Annotated in this window: 18 protein-coding genes and 1 pseudogene; 5 read left to right on the top strand and 14 right to left on the bottom strand. The window is 64.5% G+C overall.

Features of this window, described 5'->3' with window-relative positions:
- From A5652_RS20890 to ag85B, 9 genes are all read right to left on the bottom strand, one after another.
- Positions 1–506 (bottom strand): tyrosine-type recombinase/integrase (locus A5652_RS20890; protein ID WP_156745455.1); only part of this gene is annotated, 506 nt, incomplete at its 3' end.
- A 69-nt stretch (positions 507–575) separates the two neighbouring features.
- A complete protein-coding gene (locus A5652_RS20885; RefSeq protein ID WP_067356031.1) occupies positions 576–1019 on the bottom strand; it encodes a limonene-1,2-epoxide hydrolase family protein in 444 nt (147 codons plus the stop codon).
- 116 nt (positions 1020–1135) lie between these two features.
- Positions 1136–2458 (bottom strand): cytochrome P450, encoded by a 1323-nt coding sequence (locus tag A5652_RS20880; protein ID WP_067356026.1) that lies wholly within the window; start codon positions 2456–2458, stop codon positions 1136–1138.
- Between the two features lie 47 nt (positions 2459–2505).
- Positions 2506–2928, bottom strand: a complete 423-nt coding sequence (locus A5652_RS20875; protein ID WP_067356023.1) for a lipoprotein LpqH — start codon at positions 2926–2928, stop codon at positions 2506–2508.
- A 12-nt stretch (positions 2929–2940) separates the two neighbouring features.
- On the bottom strand, positions 2941–3774 hold the full coding sequence (locus A5652_RS20870) for an SDR family oxidoreductase (RefSeq protein WP_067356038.1): 834 nt from the start codon (positions 3772–3774) through the stop codon (positions 2941–2943).
- A gap of 5 nt (positions 3775–3779) precedes the next feature.
- Positions 3780–4253, bottom strand: coding sequence for an SRPBCC family protein (locus A5652_RS20865; protein ID WP_197514037.1), 474 nt, complete (start codon positions 4251–4253; stop codon positions 3780–3782).
- Positions 4254–4288: 35 nt separating this feature from the next.
- Entirely contained in the window at positions 4289–4699 is a 411-nt protein-coding gene (gene rpfC / locus A5652_RS20860) for a resuscitation-promoting factor RpfC (RefSeq protein WP_232001266.1), read from the bottom strand.
- Positions 4700–4834: 135 nt separating this feature from the next.
- Positions 4835–5413 carry a chorismate mutase gene (locus A5652_RS20855; protein ID WP_067356034.1) on the bottom strand — a complete coding sequence of 193 codons (579 nt, stop codon included), beginning with the start codon at positions 5411–5413 and terminating at the stop codon, positions 4835–4837.
- 153 nt (positions 5414–5566) lie between these two features.
- Positions 5567–6559 (bottom strand): diacylglycerol acyltransferase/mycolyltransferase Ag85B, encoded by a 993-nt coding sequence (ag85B, locus tag A5652_RS20850; protein WP_067356013.1) that lies wholly within the window; start codon positions 6557–6559, stop codon positions 5567–5569.
- Between the two features lie 727 nt (positions 6560–7286).
- Here ag85B and A5652_RS20845 point away from each other — a divergent pair.
- On the top strand, positions 7287–8432 hold the full coding sequence (locus tag A5652_RS20845; RefSeq protein ID WP_067356009.1) for a hypothetical protein: 1146 nt from the start codon (positions 7287–7289) through the stop codon (positions 8430–8432).
- Positions 8433–8459: 27 nt separating this feature from the next.
- On the opposite strand, the gene A5652_RS20840 is transcribed toward A5652_RS20845, so the two are convergent.
- From A5652_RS20840 to A5652_RS20830, 3 genes are read right to left on the bottom strand one after another with little or no spacing between them, the layout of a single operon-like run.
- Positions 8460–9020: a YceI family protein gene (locus tag A5652_RS20840; RefSeq protein ID WP_067356007.1), complete on the bottom strand. Its 561-nt coding sequence runs from the start codon at positions 9018–9020 to the stop codon at positions 8460–8462.
- 12 nt (positions 9021–9032) lie between these two features.
- Entirely contained in the window at positions 9033–10046 is a 1014-nt protein-coding gene (locus A5652_RS20835; RefSeq protein ID WP_067356005.1) for an alcohol dehydrogenase, read from the bottom strand.
- A 12-nt stretch (positions 10047–10058) separates the two neighbouring features.
- On the bottom strand, positions 10059–11357 hold the full coding sequence (locus A5652_RS20830; RefSeq protein WP_067356003.1) for a cytochrome P450: 1299 nt from the start codon (positions 11355–11357) through the stop codon (positions 10059–10061).
- Between the two features lie 247 nt (positions 11358–11604).
- Between A5652_RS20830 and A5652_RS20825 the strand changes: the two genes are divergently transcribed.
- The 3 genes from A5652_RS20825 (at position 11605) to A5652_RS20815 (ending at position 12604) form a co-directional block, all read left to right on the top strand.
- Positions 11605–12003 carry a hypothetical protein gene (locus A5652_RS20825; RefSeq protein ID WP_067356000.1) on the top strand — a complete coding sequence of 133 codons (399 nt, stop codon included), beginning with the start codon at positions 11605–11607 and terminating at the stop codon, positions 12001–12003.
- Between the two features lie 12 nt (positions 12004–12015).
- Positions 12016–12306, top strand: coding sequence for a hypothetical protein (locus A5652_RS20820; protein ID WP_067355996.1), 291 nt, complete (start codon positions 12016–12018; stop codon positions 12304–12306).
- A gap of 76 nt (positions 12307–12382) precedes the next feature.
- The gene (locus A5652_RS20815; RefSeq protein ID WP_067355993.1) at positions 12383–12604 is read left to right on the top strand and encodes a hypothetical protein; all 222 of its coding nucleotides are present in this window, start codon (positions 12383–12385) and stop codon (positions 12602–12604) included.
- Positions 12605–12613: 9 nt separating this feature from the next.
- Here A5652_RS20815 and A5652_RS20810 read toward each other — a convergent pair whose 3' ends face one another.
- A complete protein-coding gene (locus A5652_RS20810) occupies positions 12614–13744 on the bottom strand; it encodes a nitronate monooxygenase (protein WP_067355990.1) in 1131 nt (376 codons plus the stop codon).
- Between the two features lie 112 nt (positions 13745–13856).
- Entirely contained in the window at positions 13857–14321 is a 465-nt protein-coding gene (locus A5652_RS20805; RefSeq protein WP_067355987.1) for a hypothetical protein, read from the bottom strand.
- Positions 14322–14555: 234 nt separating this feature from the next.
- Between A5652_RS20805 and A5652_RS20800 the strand changes: the two are divergent.
- Positions 14556–14749, top strand: a pseudogene (locus tag A5652_RS20800) (hypothetical protein); the annotation flags it as partial.

The following is a 14749-nucleotide window of genomic DNA, read 5'->3' as shown; positions in this document are numbered from 1 at the left end:
AGCAATCCTCGGGCCAGGTCTACATCGGAGATTTGCAAATCCACCAGCTCGCTGGCACGCATCCCCGTCTCGGCCAATAACCGGATGATCGCCTCGTCACGGCGATCACGAAAAGTCTTGCCCTTACAGGTTTTCAGAAGTGCCTTCAGCTGGTCGTCAGTCAAGGCCTGGGTAACCTTTCGGTCCATCTTTGGCGGTTTAACCCCCAGCAGCTGATCGGAGGGAATCTCGCCCTCCTCGGCCAGCCACGCCGAGAAACGCTTCAACGCACCCAGCCAGGTGCTCCCCGTAGCGGGTTGGGCACCGCGTTCAAGCATGTCGGCCACCCACCCCTGAGCATTCCGCTTGGTCAACTCCGGGGGAGTGCCGGTCCGGTCACACCACGAGAGGAACGAGTTGACCCCGGAAAGGTAGGTGGTGATAGTCCGGGGCGACCTGTTGGCCGAGCGCAGGGCTAGCTTCCAAGAGGGGATTAGTGCGGGAAGATCCAGCAAATTCTCGGTCACATGAGTATTGTGACATTCAGCGCTATGCGGTGTCGAGAAGCGCCCGGAACAGGCTTGGTTAGGCCCTAGCTAAACCAGTGCCGAAGCGTCAAAGACCCAGCTCACATCACCTGAAGCCAAGCCCTCGAAGTGGTTCGGGGGAGCGAAGGCAACCAGGCTGTTGAAGTCCCAATAGTCTTTCCAGACGGTCACTTTGCCGTCGACGACTTTGTGGACGGTGACGAATCGCAACACACCCTGTTCACCGGTGGCGAATGCCCATGTCTCGGAGTGCTCGTAGAGCACGTCGGAGCCGTTGGACACCAGCACGCCGGTGTGGTTCTCGTAGCCGGCCAACTGCTCGAGCCCCATCTTGAGGCGTTTGACGATGTCGTCCGGACCACGGGCCGCCAACGCGGGGACGGGCATGTCGACATAGAGGCAGTCGTCGGACAGGAAGGTCTTGATCGCCTCCCAATCTCGCCGTGAAAGGGCCTGCCACAGCCCGCGCACGACATCCTCGACCGCGATCATAGATACCTCTGTCATAGCGGCAAATAAACTCTGTCGCCGCCCCGGTGTCAACCGGCCGCGTCATACTCGCGCACGAGGACCAAAGACGAGGCCTGGGTTCGGGAGGCGCGAGGCTTTCAACCGTCCACCGCGGCCATCGAACGGGCCGGCCCCAGGTTCACCGGCAGCGACGACCATCCCCGCAACACGCGGGTTTCACGCCTGCTGCCGGTACCCGCCGCGCGCACGTCGGGGAAACAGTCGAAGAATGTCCGCAATCCGACTTCACCCTCGGCACGGGCGAGGGCCGCACCCAGACAGAAGTGCCGGCCACCCGAGAAGGCGAGATGCCTTCCGGCGTTTTCCCTTTCGATGACGAAGCGATGCGGGTCGGGAAACACGGCCGGATCGCGGTTGGCGGCGGCCAGATACACCAGCACCAGGTCGCCACGCTGTAACCTCCGACCGCCTATCTCGACGTCGTTGAGTGCGATCCTCGCGGTCAGCTGCACCGGCGATTCCAGCCGCAAAATCTCCTCGACGGCGTTTGGCCACAGCTCCGGTCGTCGTCTCAGAGTGTGGAGGTGCTGGGGCGCGTCCAACAGCATGCGAATCCCGTTGCCGAGCAGATTCACCGTGGTTTCGAAACCGGCGGCCAACACCAGTCCGGCGATCGCCTGCAGCTCCTTCGCATCGAGATATGTTTCCGCAGAGCCGCTTTCGGCGGTCTGAATCAACTGGCTCATCAAATTGTCGCTGGGGTCCAGGCGCAACTGCTGCAGATGCTCGTCGAGCCAGGAACTGAAGCCGGCGATCCCTTCCTGCACGCTGCGGTACTGCCGCCAAGGCAATCCGATGTCAAGGCTCGGCGCGGCCAGTTCACCGAATTCCAGGACGCGCGGTCGCTCCGGCTCAGGCACACCGAGGATCTCGCTGATGATCGAAACCGGAAGCTGCGAGCAGTACCTCCCCACGATGTCCACCACACCCGACTCGCCGGCCAGTCGATCCAACAGCGCCGCGGCGGTCTGCTCTACGCGGTCTCGCAGCGCGGCAACCGCCCTCGGGGTGAACACCGCCGACACAGTCTTGCGGTAACGGGTGTGGTCGGGCGGCTCGACGGCCAGTAGCGAAGGTGCACGCAGCGGATGAAGGAGGTCGTCGCGGGTGCGACGCTCCAGCCATCGCAGCGGCCCCGGCAGATTCGATCCGAAGATCAGCACCCGGAAATCATCGGACCGCAGCAGCTCATGGGCGAGCGCGTGATCGGCAGTCAGGTAAGCGACGCGGCCCTTTACCAGCTTGCCCCGGGCGCGGACTTCGTCGTAGTACCGCACGGGGTCGGCGGCGACCGCCGGATCGGCGATCAGTCTGGCCTGGACGTCACCCCTCCGAGCTCCGAGCGATGCGGCCCCCCGGATGAAGCCGTGCATCGCGAACCAGTGCACTCGTTCTTTCACTGGTCCTCCCTAGCTCAGTTGCGGTTTGGAGCCTAGGCCCCGGGCAATTAGCACTCAGCGACGATTTTGAAGTCGGTGGTCACCACTTTGTTGGGGTTGCTGCTGTTGATGCCGTACGCGCTGCCCGTGATGGTGTACGCGTCGTTGGCGAGATCAACGCGCGCGTCTCCCACGCCCCCTTGCCAGAAGCTGCCGGTGAAGCCGTCGACGTTGCGAATCTTCACCCACTGCGGCATCGCCCGGTAACCGCTGAGCAGCACAACCGCTTCGACCCCGCCATCGTGGTCGGGGATGTCGATGGTCCGATACATCTGGTCTTGCCGGCATGCCGGGGGACGCGTCGTGTGGGTCGCGCCGTCGATGGTCAGACGAGCGGCCCGGCGAGGCATCGTCTGCGCCGACCCGCAACCCGCGGCGCTGACGACGACAGCCGCCAGGACCAAAGCGACTGTGAGCAACCGATTGCGCATCAACCGACCTCCTTACTGCCGCTTCGGCATTAGCGCCGGTAGGGACTTGACGATGCTGCGTCGAACGAATTCCGGACTCAGACCCTTGAACAAGTCAATCAGGCGAATGCTTTTCGGTACATACCAGTGCAACCGCTTCGGATTGTGGTAGGCCTGCCACGCCGTCTCGGCCACGCTGGCCGCCGGCATCAATCGGAACATGCCCTTCTTGGGTGCGGTGGCCCGCAGTTGCTCAGCCGTCATGGGCGCGCCACCGTCATCAGAGTGGTTGGGCGTCGTCGTGAGGATGGCGGTGTCGATCAGACCGGGGAGCACATCGGCGACGCGCACCCCGTGTCGCTGCCACTCCACACTGAGCGCCTCGGTCAAACCCTTGACCGCATGCTTGGTGGACGAGTAGACGGCCAGGCGGGGCATGCCGTAGGTGCCCGAGGACGACGAGGTCGAGAACATCAGACTGCCGGGCGTCTTCTTGAGGTAGGGCAGCGCGCCGTATGCGCCGGTCAGTACCGCTTTGAAGTTGATGTCGACGACGCGCATCGCGGCGTCATACGGCACGTCTTCGAACCAGCCGGATTCGCCGACCCCGGCGTTGTTCCACATCATGTCGAGTCCGCCGCCGCTGTTGCCCGCGCAGAAATCGGCCAGTGCGAAGTCGAGGGCCGCCTTGTCTGTCACATCGACGGCGCGGGTCCACAGTCGATCGCCACCGAGCTCTTCGGTCAACGTCGCCAGGCCGGCATCGTTGCGGTCGACGGCGCCAACACGCCAACCCTTGCCGTGGAACAGCTTTGCGCCCTCGCGACCCATGCCGCTGCCCGCCCCGGTGATGAAGACCGATTTCACGATCGTCAACCCGCCTCGACGACATCTTTGATGCGGTTGAGCGTCTTGGTCATGTCGCGGATGTTGCGGCGCTTGCGCAGAAAGCCGCCGAACAACCAGTACACGCCAAGCCACGGTGCCGGGTTGAGCCGAAACGACTCGGTGACGTCGGTCCCGCTTCCGCTGGGCGCCAACCGGTAATGCCAGTTGTTGACCGACCGGTCACCGAGGAGCACCGCGAAGCCGAATTCACGCCCCGGTTCACAAGCGGTGACCTTGCATGTCGTCCAGTACACCGGCCCCATTTCGTTGCGCTTGACGTGACCGCGGAATTTCGCACCGAGGGCCGGCCCGGTCGAATCGCCGAGCCACTCGGCTTCGAATACTTCCGGGGAAAATTTCCCTGTGTTGCGGACGTCTGCGATGAGATCCCAGATCTTGGCCGCAGGCGCCGCCATATGAACAGTCGCCGAACCTTCCATGGGGTGATCCAAACACAGCCCGGCGCTGGGTCATAGACCGCGGGCGGGTTACATCAGCGCGGAACGGCCGCCTGGATCAGTCCGTTGATGATCTGCTTGATGCCCTGGGCCGGGTGGGAGTACAAGCCGATCGGCAGGCCCGAGTTGGCGCCGCACTTTGGCCAGGGCTCCACGCCCTCTTCGGCGAAAACCCGGTTGGCCACAGCGATTTGCTGTTCCCGGGATGCGGCCGCGGGATTGCCGACGCCACCGTACCGGGCCCAGGTGGCCGGTTTGAATTGCAGTCCACCGTATTCGCCGTTGCCTGTGTTGGCGTGCCAGTTGCCACCGGATTCACACTGCGCGATCGCGTCCCAGTTTGGGGTTGTGGCCGCGCTCCCCACACCGCTGGACGAAGTCATCGACGCTGCAATGAACCCGCCGACCATTACGGCCTTGACGAGAGGCTTGCAGAGATTTCTCATGCCCGGGATTTCGGCACGTGTGGCCAAAGCGTTACCTATTCGAAAATGGCGCGAGATATGCCATCTATCTGCGGAAATCGCCTTTTTGACGAGCAGAATGGGACCGTTAGAAATTGGTGAGGAAAAATTAAACTATTACTGGCAATAAGACTGCGTCGCTGTTGACAGGGCCTGCCGGTAGAGGTCGTCGAGCTGACGGCGTTGGGCGACGCCGCCCCTCGCGGCATCGAGCTGGGCGCCACATTCCGGCGAGTGCAGCAGGCCCCAGTTGGCCAGAATCTGAGCCAGCATCGTCTGGTTGAAGGTGTCGATCGTTGATCGCGACGCCGACAGCTCCGGCGGATCAGCTGGAGCGCCTGCCGGATTGAGCTTCCAGTTCGCGAACCGGCTGTATTCGATGGCCTCGGTGGCATTGATCTGGTCACCGAAGACCCGGGTGACGTAGTCGCGGTCGACCTGTTGGGCGACCGCCTCGTCGCCCAGCTTCGCCAACTCCTGCTGGACGCGAGCCGGGTCGTCAACGGCGCCATGCGTGTTCCATTTATAGGCAGCGACTGGCTCGGCAACCTGCAGCCGTTGCGCAGCGGCGTCGACCAGAGCGATCAACGGGCTCGTCGAGTCAGCCCTAGCCGGCGCCACAACCATCGCCAGGCTGCTGACCACGACACCACAACGCGTGACCAACGGCCGATGGGAGGGGACCCCGTGGTGCATGACGACGATTCTGGCGTATTCGTACCCCGTGCCGGCCAAGACGCTCCGACGCGAGGTCGTCACCGCAGTGTCGCCGGACGCCATCGGTCCCTAACGCACTACTGCGCCTGACGCAGTCGTCAGGCGCAGTAGTGAACGAGCGTGCGAGGGCGGTTATCCGCCGCCGCCCTGGGTGGCGCCCAGGGCGCCCTGTAGGTCGGGCTTCATGGCGTTGAGCTGCGCTCCCCAGTACTCCCAGCTGTGAGTCCCGTTGGCGTCGAAGTTGAACACGGCGTTGTGGCCACCGGCTGCGTTGTAGGCATCCCTGAACTTCAGGTTGCTGCTCCGTACGAAGTTCTCCAGGAACTCGGCGGGCATGTTCGCCCCGCCCAACTCAGACGGCGTCCCGTTTCCGCAGTAGATCCAGAGGCGGGTGTTGTTACCGGCCAGCGCCCCGACCTGAAGGGTCGGGTCGTTGCGCTGCCACGCCGGGTCGCTCGACGGCCCCCACATGGCGTCGGGCTTGTAACCGCCGGCGTCGCCCATCGCGAGACCGATTAGTGAGGGCCCCATGCCCTGGGAGGGGTCCATCAGGGCCGAGAGCGAGCCGGCGTAGATGAACTGTCCCGGGTGGTTCACGGCCAGGATCAGCGCTGATGAGCCGGACATCGAGATACCGACCGCGGCGCTGCCATTGGATTTGACGCTCTTGTTGGAGGCCAGGTACCCGGGCAGTTCGCTGGTCAGGAAGGTCTCCCACTTGTAAGTCGAGCAGCCGGCCTTACCGCACGCCGGACCGTACCAGTCGGCGTAGAAGCTGGACTGGCCGCCGACCGGCATGACGATCGAGAGGCCCGACTTGTAGTACCACTCGAACGCCGGGGTGTTGATGTCCCAGCCGTTGTAGTCGTCTTGAGCCCGCAGACCGTCCAGCAGATACACCGCAGGAGAACCGCTACCGCCGCTCTGGAACTGGACCTTGATGTTGCGGCCCATGCCCGCGGACGGTACCTGCAGGTATTCGACGGGCAGACCCGGCCGCGAAAATGCATTCGCTGTCGGTGCACCGCCGGCAAGACCGATCAGGCCCGGCAGGGTGGCTGCCGCCGCTGTGCCGACCAAAAGCCGGCGCCTCCAGGCCCGGATCTTCTCGCTCAGAACTGTCATACCTGCCCCTTGGTGATGTGGTCAGTGTGATCGTGGTCTCACAGGAATTTACCGTGTGAGTCCGTCAAATGTCGATTAGGACGCGAACGCGTCTCGTTTTGGCATCGCTTTTCGCTTCATAACTTTGCCACCGGGCACGGCCAGGCGGCGACAGGCCAGGCATACCCACTCGGTGACGGCCCTACCCGTCGGGCTGGAAAAGGCCAGGCAGGGCCCCTGTGGGCCGCGATGAGCGCTCGATGTCCAGGCGATACGCCACGTTATATAAAGCCGAAAATGAGCCGGACCGGATTGCGGCGGGGATCGCCACGTGGAGAGCCACGCGCGTCACACGCGTGACCGTTTCAGGCGCCATCAACGCACCGCGATACCCGCAATTATTTTCGAGGGCGATAAATCGATGTGGCTTCCGTGGCCGAAAGACCACCACCCGGACCGGCCCCTGGCCCGCGTCGGCTCGGTCCCCGCAAGTCCGCGCGCGAGTCGCGGACCGGCCGCAGGCCCGCGCTGATGAGTGGCGCCGGGCTGTTCACCTTGGCGATTCCCAGGCGATGCCTGACCGGGGCAGCCGGACTTGCACCGACCGCGTAGGCTCTCTCGAAGCAAGCCGATGAAGACCACGCTATCCCCAGTCTGTTCCGGCCCTCACGAATCACCGCACCTGCGGCTTCATGGTGCGCGTCGGTGTGGGTGAGGGCGAAGACGCGGGGCCGATTGGGGCATAGATTTGGACACGGTTCTTGGCCTGTCAGTGACGACATCGACCGTTGGCTGGGTCCTCGCTGAAGGACATGACGCGGGCGGCACCATCCTGGATCACCGGGAGCAAGCGCTGCGCGCAGGTCCGGGCATGCTCGCCGCGAGTACCGCGGAACAGGTAGTGGAAGAGGTATTGCGGGTCGACACGGCGGCGGCCGCGAGCGATCACCGCCTCCGCGTCGTCGGAGTGACTTGGAACGATGAAGCATCCGCGCAGGCGGCGCTCGTGTTGGAGGCGTTGACCGACGCGGGATTCGACAACGTCGTGCCGATCCGGTTTGTGGAGGCAATCGAGACGTTGGCTCAGGCCATCGGGCCCGTCATCGGCTATGACCAGACGGCGGTCTGCGTTCTCGACCGTGACTCGGCGACCGTCGTCATGGTCGACTCGCACGACGGGGAGGCCCAGGTTGCGACCAAGCACCTGCGGGGCGGCTTCGATGGACTATCCCGCTGGCTGACGGGCATGTTCGAGCGCGACGGATGGCAGCCGGGCGGCGTTGTCGTGGTCGGCGCCGACGACGACATCGATGGTCTCTCCTGGCAGCTCGAAAAAACCTTGCCGGTACCGGTTTTCGTCCAATCGATGGCCCAGGTGACCATCGCGCGCGGCGCGGCGCTGTCCGCGGCCCGCAGCACCGAGTTCACCGACGAGCAGCTGGTGAAGCTCCTCAGCCAACCCGGTCCAGCACCCATCCAGAAACGGCGGTTTTCCTACGCCGGAGCCATGACCGCGCTGGCCGCCGGTGCCATCACCTTCGTCGGCTCGGTATCACTGGCGGTGGGGATCCACGTCGGCCCGGCCAGCGCGGCCGCCCAGCCCAAGCACGGTACGCACTCGCCCCCACCTCAAATCGTCGAGGCGGCCACCGCCGTCGCGCCGCTTCCGGCGGCTCCACCGACCAACGTGGCTCCGCAGGCCAAGCCGCCTGCCGGGGAACCGGTTTCAGAGCCGAGCGCTCCGGAAGAGCAGCCGGGGGTCGGTGACCAACGACAGTCGGATGATGGAGCGCGGCAGCCCTACTTGACCCGGGTACTGGAACACATACCCGGTGACACCGGCGATGCGGCTGTTGATTCAGCCCCGCGCGCCACGACCGACCCGCAGCCCTGATCATCTGCGAATGCCGGGCGGTGGTGCTCAATTGCTTTGGGCGCGAACCGCGGAGAAAGTCAACGACACCTCATCTGCCACCTGGACCGAACCCATCAGCAGCGAGTAGGGCTTGATACCGTAGTCGGACTGGCGGATGGTGGTTTCTACTGACATGCGCCACGAGTCTTCGAGATCTTCTGTGTACAGATCGATTAGGTGGTCGCGCGATTCTCCCCGGATGCGCAGCGCGCCGGTCAGACGGTAGCCGTCGTCGGTCTCCTCGATGGCGTCCGCAACATAGCGAATGCGCGGGAAGCGACTGGCCGACAACGACTTCAGGGCGTTGGACCGCACCATCGCCTTCTCGGCTCCGGACAGGCCCTTGACGCCGCCGTCCCCGCGCAGCACCTCGAATGAATCGGCCTCGACCGCAAGCTCCGCGCTGACGGGTCGAGAGTCGGCCCAGCGAACCGTGGCGCACCAGCGTGTCATCGCGATGGTAAGACGATGGCCCATCCGTGCCGCCCTGCCGGCAACACCGGTGTGCAGCAACAATTCACCGTCAGCCGGGCCGATCGTCCACACGGAGTCTTTGTCCGAAGTCACAGACCGACTGTGTCACATGGTCAAAACGGTGCGATAGTGCGCCCGGCCCTCTTCCAGGGCCGCGTAGCCCTCCGCGGCTTGCGCCAACGGCAGTTCCTCGATCCACGCCCGCACGCCTGACAGGACCGCGAAATGCATTGTGTCTTCGACTTCCTTCGCCGTTCCGGAGGGATGGCCGACGATGCTGACGCCCGGCGTGATCAGCTGCACCGGGCTGATCGGCAGCGGCTCGGGCGTGACGCCGATGGTGACCAGTTCACCCTGGGGGAGTATGCCGCCGACCGTGGCCGCCATGGCTTGCGAATTACCCGCGGTGGCCAGGACAACCGTCGCGCCGCCGAGATCCTTCAGGGCCTCGGCGGGATCGTTGGCCGTGGAGTCGATGTAGTGATGGGCGCCCAATTTCCGCGCGTCGTCAGCCTTAGCGGTACCGCGATTGATCGCGATCGTCTCGAAGCCCATCGCGCGCGCGAACTGCACCCCGAGGTGGCCCAGTCCGCCGACACCGAGAATCGCCACGCGATCGCCGGGCAGCGCCTTGGTGTGCCTCAAGGCGTTATAGGTCGTCACGCCCGCACAGCCCATCGGGGCGGCTTCGGCGTCGGAAAGCTCGTCCGGGATTCGGGCCAGCGCGCTCACCGGCACGGTCACCGACTCCGCGTAGCCGCCGGGATACTGCCAACTCGGCACCTTGCCATTCTCGCAGTGAATGAACAGGCCCTTACGGCATTGGTCGCAGTGGAGGCAACATCCGCCGAACCAGCCGACCGCGACGCGGTCACCCACCGCGAAATCCTGCACACCGTCGCCAATTTCGGCGACCTTGCCGGCGATTTCATGTCCGGGAGTCAGCGGCCAGGATATCCCGGGGAACCCGCCGTTGACGAAATGCGCGTCGGTGCCGCAGATACCGCACGCAGCGACCGTCAGGCGTACCTCGTCGCGCCCCGGCGGTGTGGTTTCGGCGTCGACCAGCTCCAAAGCTGCACCTGCGGACGGGACATGGACGGCTCGATGAGTGGGCATGTCCCTAGCTTGTCACCCCTGGGCCTGATGCGCGACAGGGCATTTCTCGGCCCCGTTGGTGTGGTAGTCGACCTGCCAGTGCTTGATTCCGTTGAGCCAGCCCGATCGGAGCCGTTCGGGCTTACCGACCGGTTCGAGGTCGGGCACGGCGTCGGCGATCGCATTGAACATCAGGTCGATGGTCATCCTCGCCAGATTGGCCCCGATGCAGTAGTGCGCGCCGGTGCCCCCGAACCCCACGTGGGGGTTGGGATCACGCAGGATGTTGAAGGTGAAAGGGTCGTCGAACACTTCCTCGTCGAAATTGGCTGAGCGGTAGACCATTACGACGCGCTGACCCTTCTTGATCTGAACGCCCGACAGCTCGTAGTCCTCCAGGGCGGTCCGCTGGAACGAGGTCACCGGGGTCGCCCACCGGACGATCTCGTCGGCCGTGGTGACGGGACGCTCGCGCTTGTACAGCTCCCACTGGTCGGGGTAGTCGGTGAAGGCCATCATGCCTTGGGTGATGGAGTTGCGGGTGGTCTCGTTGCCGGCCACCGCCAACAACATGACGAACATGCCGAACTCGTCGTCGGACAGCTTGTGGCCGTCGACATCGGCCTCGATCAGCTTGGTCACGATATCCGGCCCAGGGTTCTGCGCCCGGTCTGCCGCCATCTGCATTGCGTAAGTGATCAATTCGATCGAGGCACCCATGGGGTCATTGCGGACGAATTCGGGATCCTGGTCACCGACCAGTTCGTTGGACCAGTGGAAGAGCTTCTTGCGGTCCTCCTGGGGCACGCCCAGCAGCCCGGCGATGGCCTGCAGCGGAAGCTCGCAGGACACCTGTTCGACGAAGTCGCCGGAACCCTCTGCGACGGCGCCGGCGACGATCCGCTTGGCGCGCTCGGCGAGATCGTCGCGCAGCCGCTCGACGGCCCGTGGGGTGAAGCCCCGCGAAATGATCTTGCGCAGGTGGGTATGTTGCGGGGCATCCATGTTGAGTAGGACGAACTTGCTCGTCTCGAGCTGCTCGCGGACCGTGCCCTCCTTGTAACGCGGAAGTGCGGTGTTCTCTAGGCTGGAGAAGATGTCGCTGCGCAGCGACACCTCCTTGACATCCTTATGCTTGGACACCACCCAGAACCCGCCATCGTCGAACCCACCCGTCCCAATGGGTTGTTCGTTCCACCAGATCGGCGCGGTCCGGCGCAGTTCGGCCAGTTCTTCCACCGGCAGTCGCTCGGCGTGCATGTCGGGGTCGGTGAAGTCGAATCCGGGAGGCAGATCAGGGACCGGCTTGGCAGTTGGCTCGACGGTTGGCATTGCCCGCTCCTCGATGACGAAGTGGTCTAGTCGTCCTTGTGCAAGGAAACCACTGCCGCACCTTGGTTGTGAAGCATTGCGGCAAGATCGCCGGGCGCGAATTGGAACGTGTTCCTCACCGGTGGTTTGCCAACGAGCGTTAAGTCTGCGCCGGCGGTCGCGGTCGCAAGCCGAATCGGTCTTGTGGCTGACAGTCGGACCGATATGCTTTGGTGCAGGTCACCGGCGACGACAGGCGGGGTACGACATGATTCGGGAACTGCTCAGCGCCGCTTCGATAGCGGGCATCACGATCGGCTTGGCACCGTGCGCGGCCGCCGGCTACGACGGCGACGTGCCGGGCATGAACTATCAGGCCACGCTGGGCGCGCCATGCGACAACTACGAGCGCTTCATCTTCGGGCGCGGAACTAGCGGCCAGGCCGAAGCCTGCCATTTCCCGCCGCCGAATCAGTTCCCGGCGGCGACCACCGGGTACTGGGTGATTTCGTATCCGCTCTACGGAGTCCAGCAGACCGGCGCGAAATGCCCAGGTTCGCAAGCTGCGGCGCAGACACCGGACGGACTTCCCATGCTGTGCCTGGGAGCTCAGGGGTGGCAGCCCGGATGGTTCACCGGGGCAGGATTTTTCCCGCCCAGCGGATAAACCGGTGCTGCCATGAACCGTAGTGAGCCCGGCGAACCGGTCGTGCCCCGCTGGCTGCGTTTCGTGCTGGCCTCGGATCGCACCGGGTCGGCGTGGTACATCGGCACCGGGTTTTTCTTCGCCCCAGTGCTCGCCGTGCTCTCGCCCTGGCCTGCAGTCACCGCCGTGCTGTGGGTCGTGATCGCAGCGGCCGGGCTTTGGCTGGGGCTGCTTGGCATCGCGATGGCCATCGGGCTGGCCCGAATTATGCGCTCCGGGGCGGAGATTCCCGAAGATTACTGGCGCACGCTGGTGCATTACTAACGCGACTCCGACGAGAAATGGCGCCTGGCCCCGTCTAGAGTCGTAACGACCGTCGTGCCAAAAAGGAGACTTCGAGATGGCCTTCAATCCGAAAGATGCAGTCGACGCGGCCAGGGACATCGCGACCAACGCCGTCGAGAAAGCCTCTGACATCGTCGAACACGCCAGCGACATCCTCCGCGGTGACGTCGCCGGCGGTGCCAGCGGCATCGTCCGGAATTCGATCGACATCGGTACGTACGCGCTGGACCGGACGAGGGAAGCGTTCACCGGGCACGACGAAGTCGACGACGTCTAGGCCTTCGCGTCAAACGGAGGCGGCCTCGTTGAGCTCGTCGAGCCGGTTGGTGGCTTCCAGGTACTCCTGCACCCAGCGTTCGATGACCGTTGAGGTCTTCTCCACCTTGGTGAACTGCCCGACCACCTGGCCAACCGGATTGAACGCCACGTCGACGGACTCGTTGGGGTACCGGTTGGTGGCTCGCACCGCCATGCCGGAAACCATGTACTGCAACGGCATCCCGAGCGGCTTCGGGTTTTCCGGCGCCTCCCATGCCTCGGTCCAGTCGTTGCGAAGCATGCGGGCCGGCTTGCCGGTGAACGAGCGGCTGCGGACGGTGTCGCGGCTGCCGGCCTTGACGTAGGCCTCCTGCTGAACCGGGGTGTTCGAGGACTCCTCGACCATCAACCACTGCGATCCGGTCCAGGCACCTTGCGCGCCGAGCGCCAGCGCGGCAGCGATCTGCTCACCGCTGCCGATGCCGCCGGCGGCCAGCACCGGAACCGGGGCGACCTCCTTGACGACCTGGGGCCACAGCACGATCGAGCCGACCTCGCCGCAGTGCCCACCGGCCTCGCCGCCCTGGGCGATGATGATGTCGACACCCGCGTCGGCATGCTTGCGCGCCTGCGAAGGCGAACCGCACAGCGCCGCCACCTTGAGTCCGGCCTCGTGAATGTGCTTGATCATCTCGGCCGGCGGGGTGCCGAGCGCGTTGGCGATCATCTTCACCTTCGGATGCTTGAGCGCCACCTCGACCTGGGGCGTGGCAGTCGCCTCGGTCCAACCGAGCAGCTGCAGGGTGTCGCCGTCGCTGTCTTCGACCGGCACACCATGGTCGGCGAGGATCTTCTTGCCGAAGTCGAGGTGCTCCTGCGGCACCATCTTGCGCAGCGTCTCGGCCAGCTCCTCCGCGGACAGGTGGGAGTCCATGCCTTCGTATTTGTTCGGGATCACGATGTCGACGCCGTAGGGGTGGTCGCCGATGTTCTCGTCAATCCATTTCAGCTCGATCTCCAGCTGCTCGGGCGTGAAGCCGACCGCTCCGAGCACGCCGAACCCCCCGGCCTTGCTGACCGCTACGACGACGTCGCGGCAGTGGGTGAAGGCGAAAATCGGGAACTCGATGCCGAGTTCGTCGCAGATAGGGGTGTGCATTACAACTCCTGGGAGCTCGCCGAATTGGAACGTGTTCTAGTTTAGTACGTAGCTCACTGACGTGGCCAGCGGGTCCTGAACTGCGCCTCATTGCTACGACCCGTCACTGCCGTCAGGCCGCAATGCTGTTCGCCACCCAGAGGATGAGAAATACGAGCATGCAGGCGGCGCACAGCAGATGGTCTCGGCAGACCGATCGAGCCAGACGCGTCTGCTCGGATGGACTGTCCGCGCGATGCCCGAGTCGTACCGCGTCGGGAACCGTGTGTGTCAGCGCCAACATGGTAGGGATGCCGGCGAGCGGGGCCGAGGCCACCAGCAGCCAGCCCGGGTCGTGTCCGCGCGCTGCCTGCACCACCAGCGTTGCCAACAAGGCGAGCATGACTAGCGCGATCAGACGGTTCATTGGCCGAGACGTGGTGGTCGCGCGGTGGTAGTAGGCCGCGATGGAAGCCAGCACGGCCTCGGGCAGTTCGGTCGGGGCCTTCCGGTGACGGAGAACCTGCACATCGAAAATCAAGTCCATCCACAAGACGGCGAAGAGGAACCCGCCGCAGGCCATGAGCAACGAGGCCATGGCTCTCACCCACCTCTGATCCATCCCGGGCACCGCGCCGCAGCGCAGCCGCCACTTGGACCCATTGTTCTCGGCAGCGCAAGAGGCGCGGGGGACCGGCGAGCGCCGACCGGGCGGGCGACGCTGAAATCACTTGTGCCACTTGTGCTTCACTGGTTCGGTCGGAGTTTTCTTGTCGGTGGGCGGACGTAATATTCGAACATGGGTTCGAGTACGCGGGAGGGGATCGATGCGGTGTTCGATGCGCTCGATGCCGATGTGGACCGGGCTTGCGCGTTGTCGTTCGATGCCTTGACCACCCCCGAGCGATTGCGGAAATTAGAACGCCTCGAAACGCTGGCGCGTCGGCTTCAAACGCCCAGCCACCAACTGATCAATCAGGTGGCCGCGCAATCGGATCCGGCCGAGTTGGGTGGCAAGTTGTCCTG

Origin of the sequence: Mycobacterium sp. 1165178.9 (assembly GCF_001673555.1) — a bacterium.
In the GTDB taxonomy this organism is placed as follows: domain Bacteria; phylum Actinomycetota; class Actinomycetes; order Mycobacteriales; family Mycobacteriaceae; genus Mycobacterium.
Note: the sequence above shows the minus strand (reverse complement) of the source record. Positions and strands in the feature narration are given on the sequence as shown.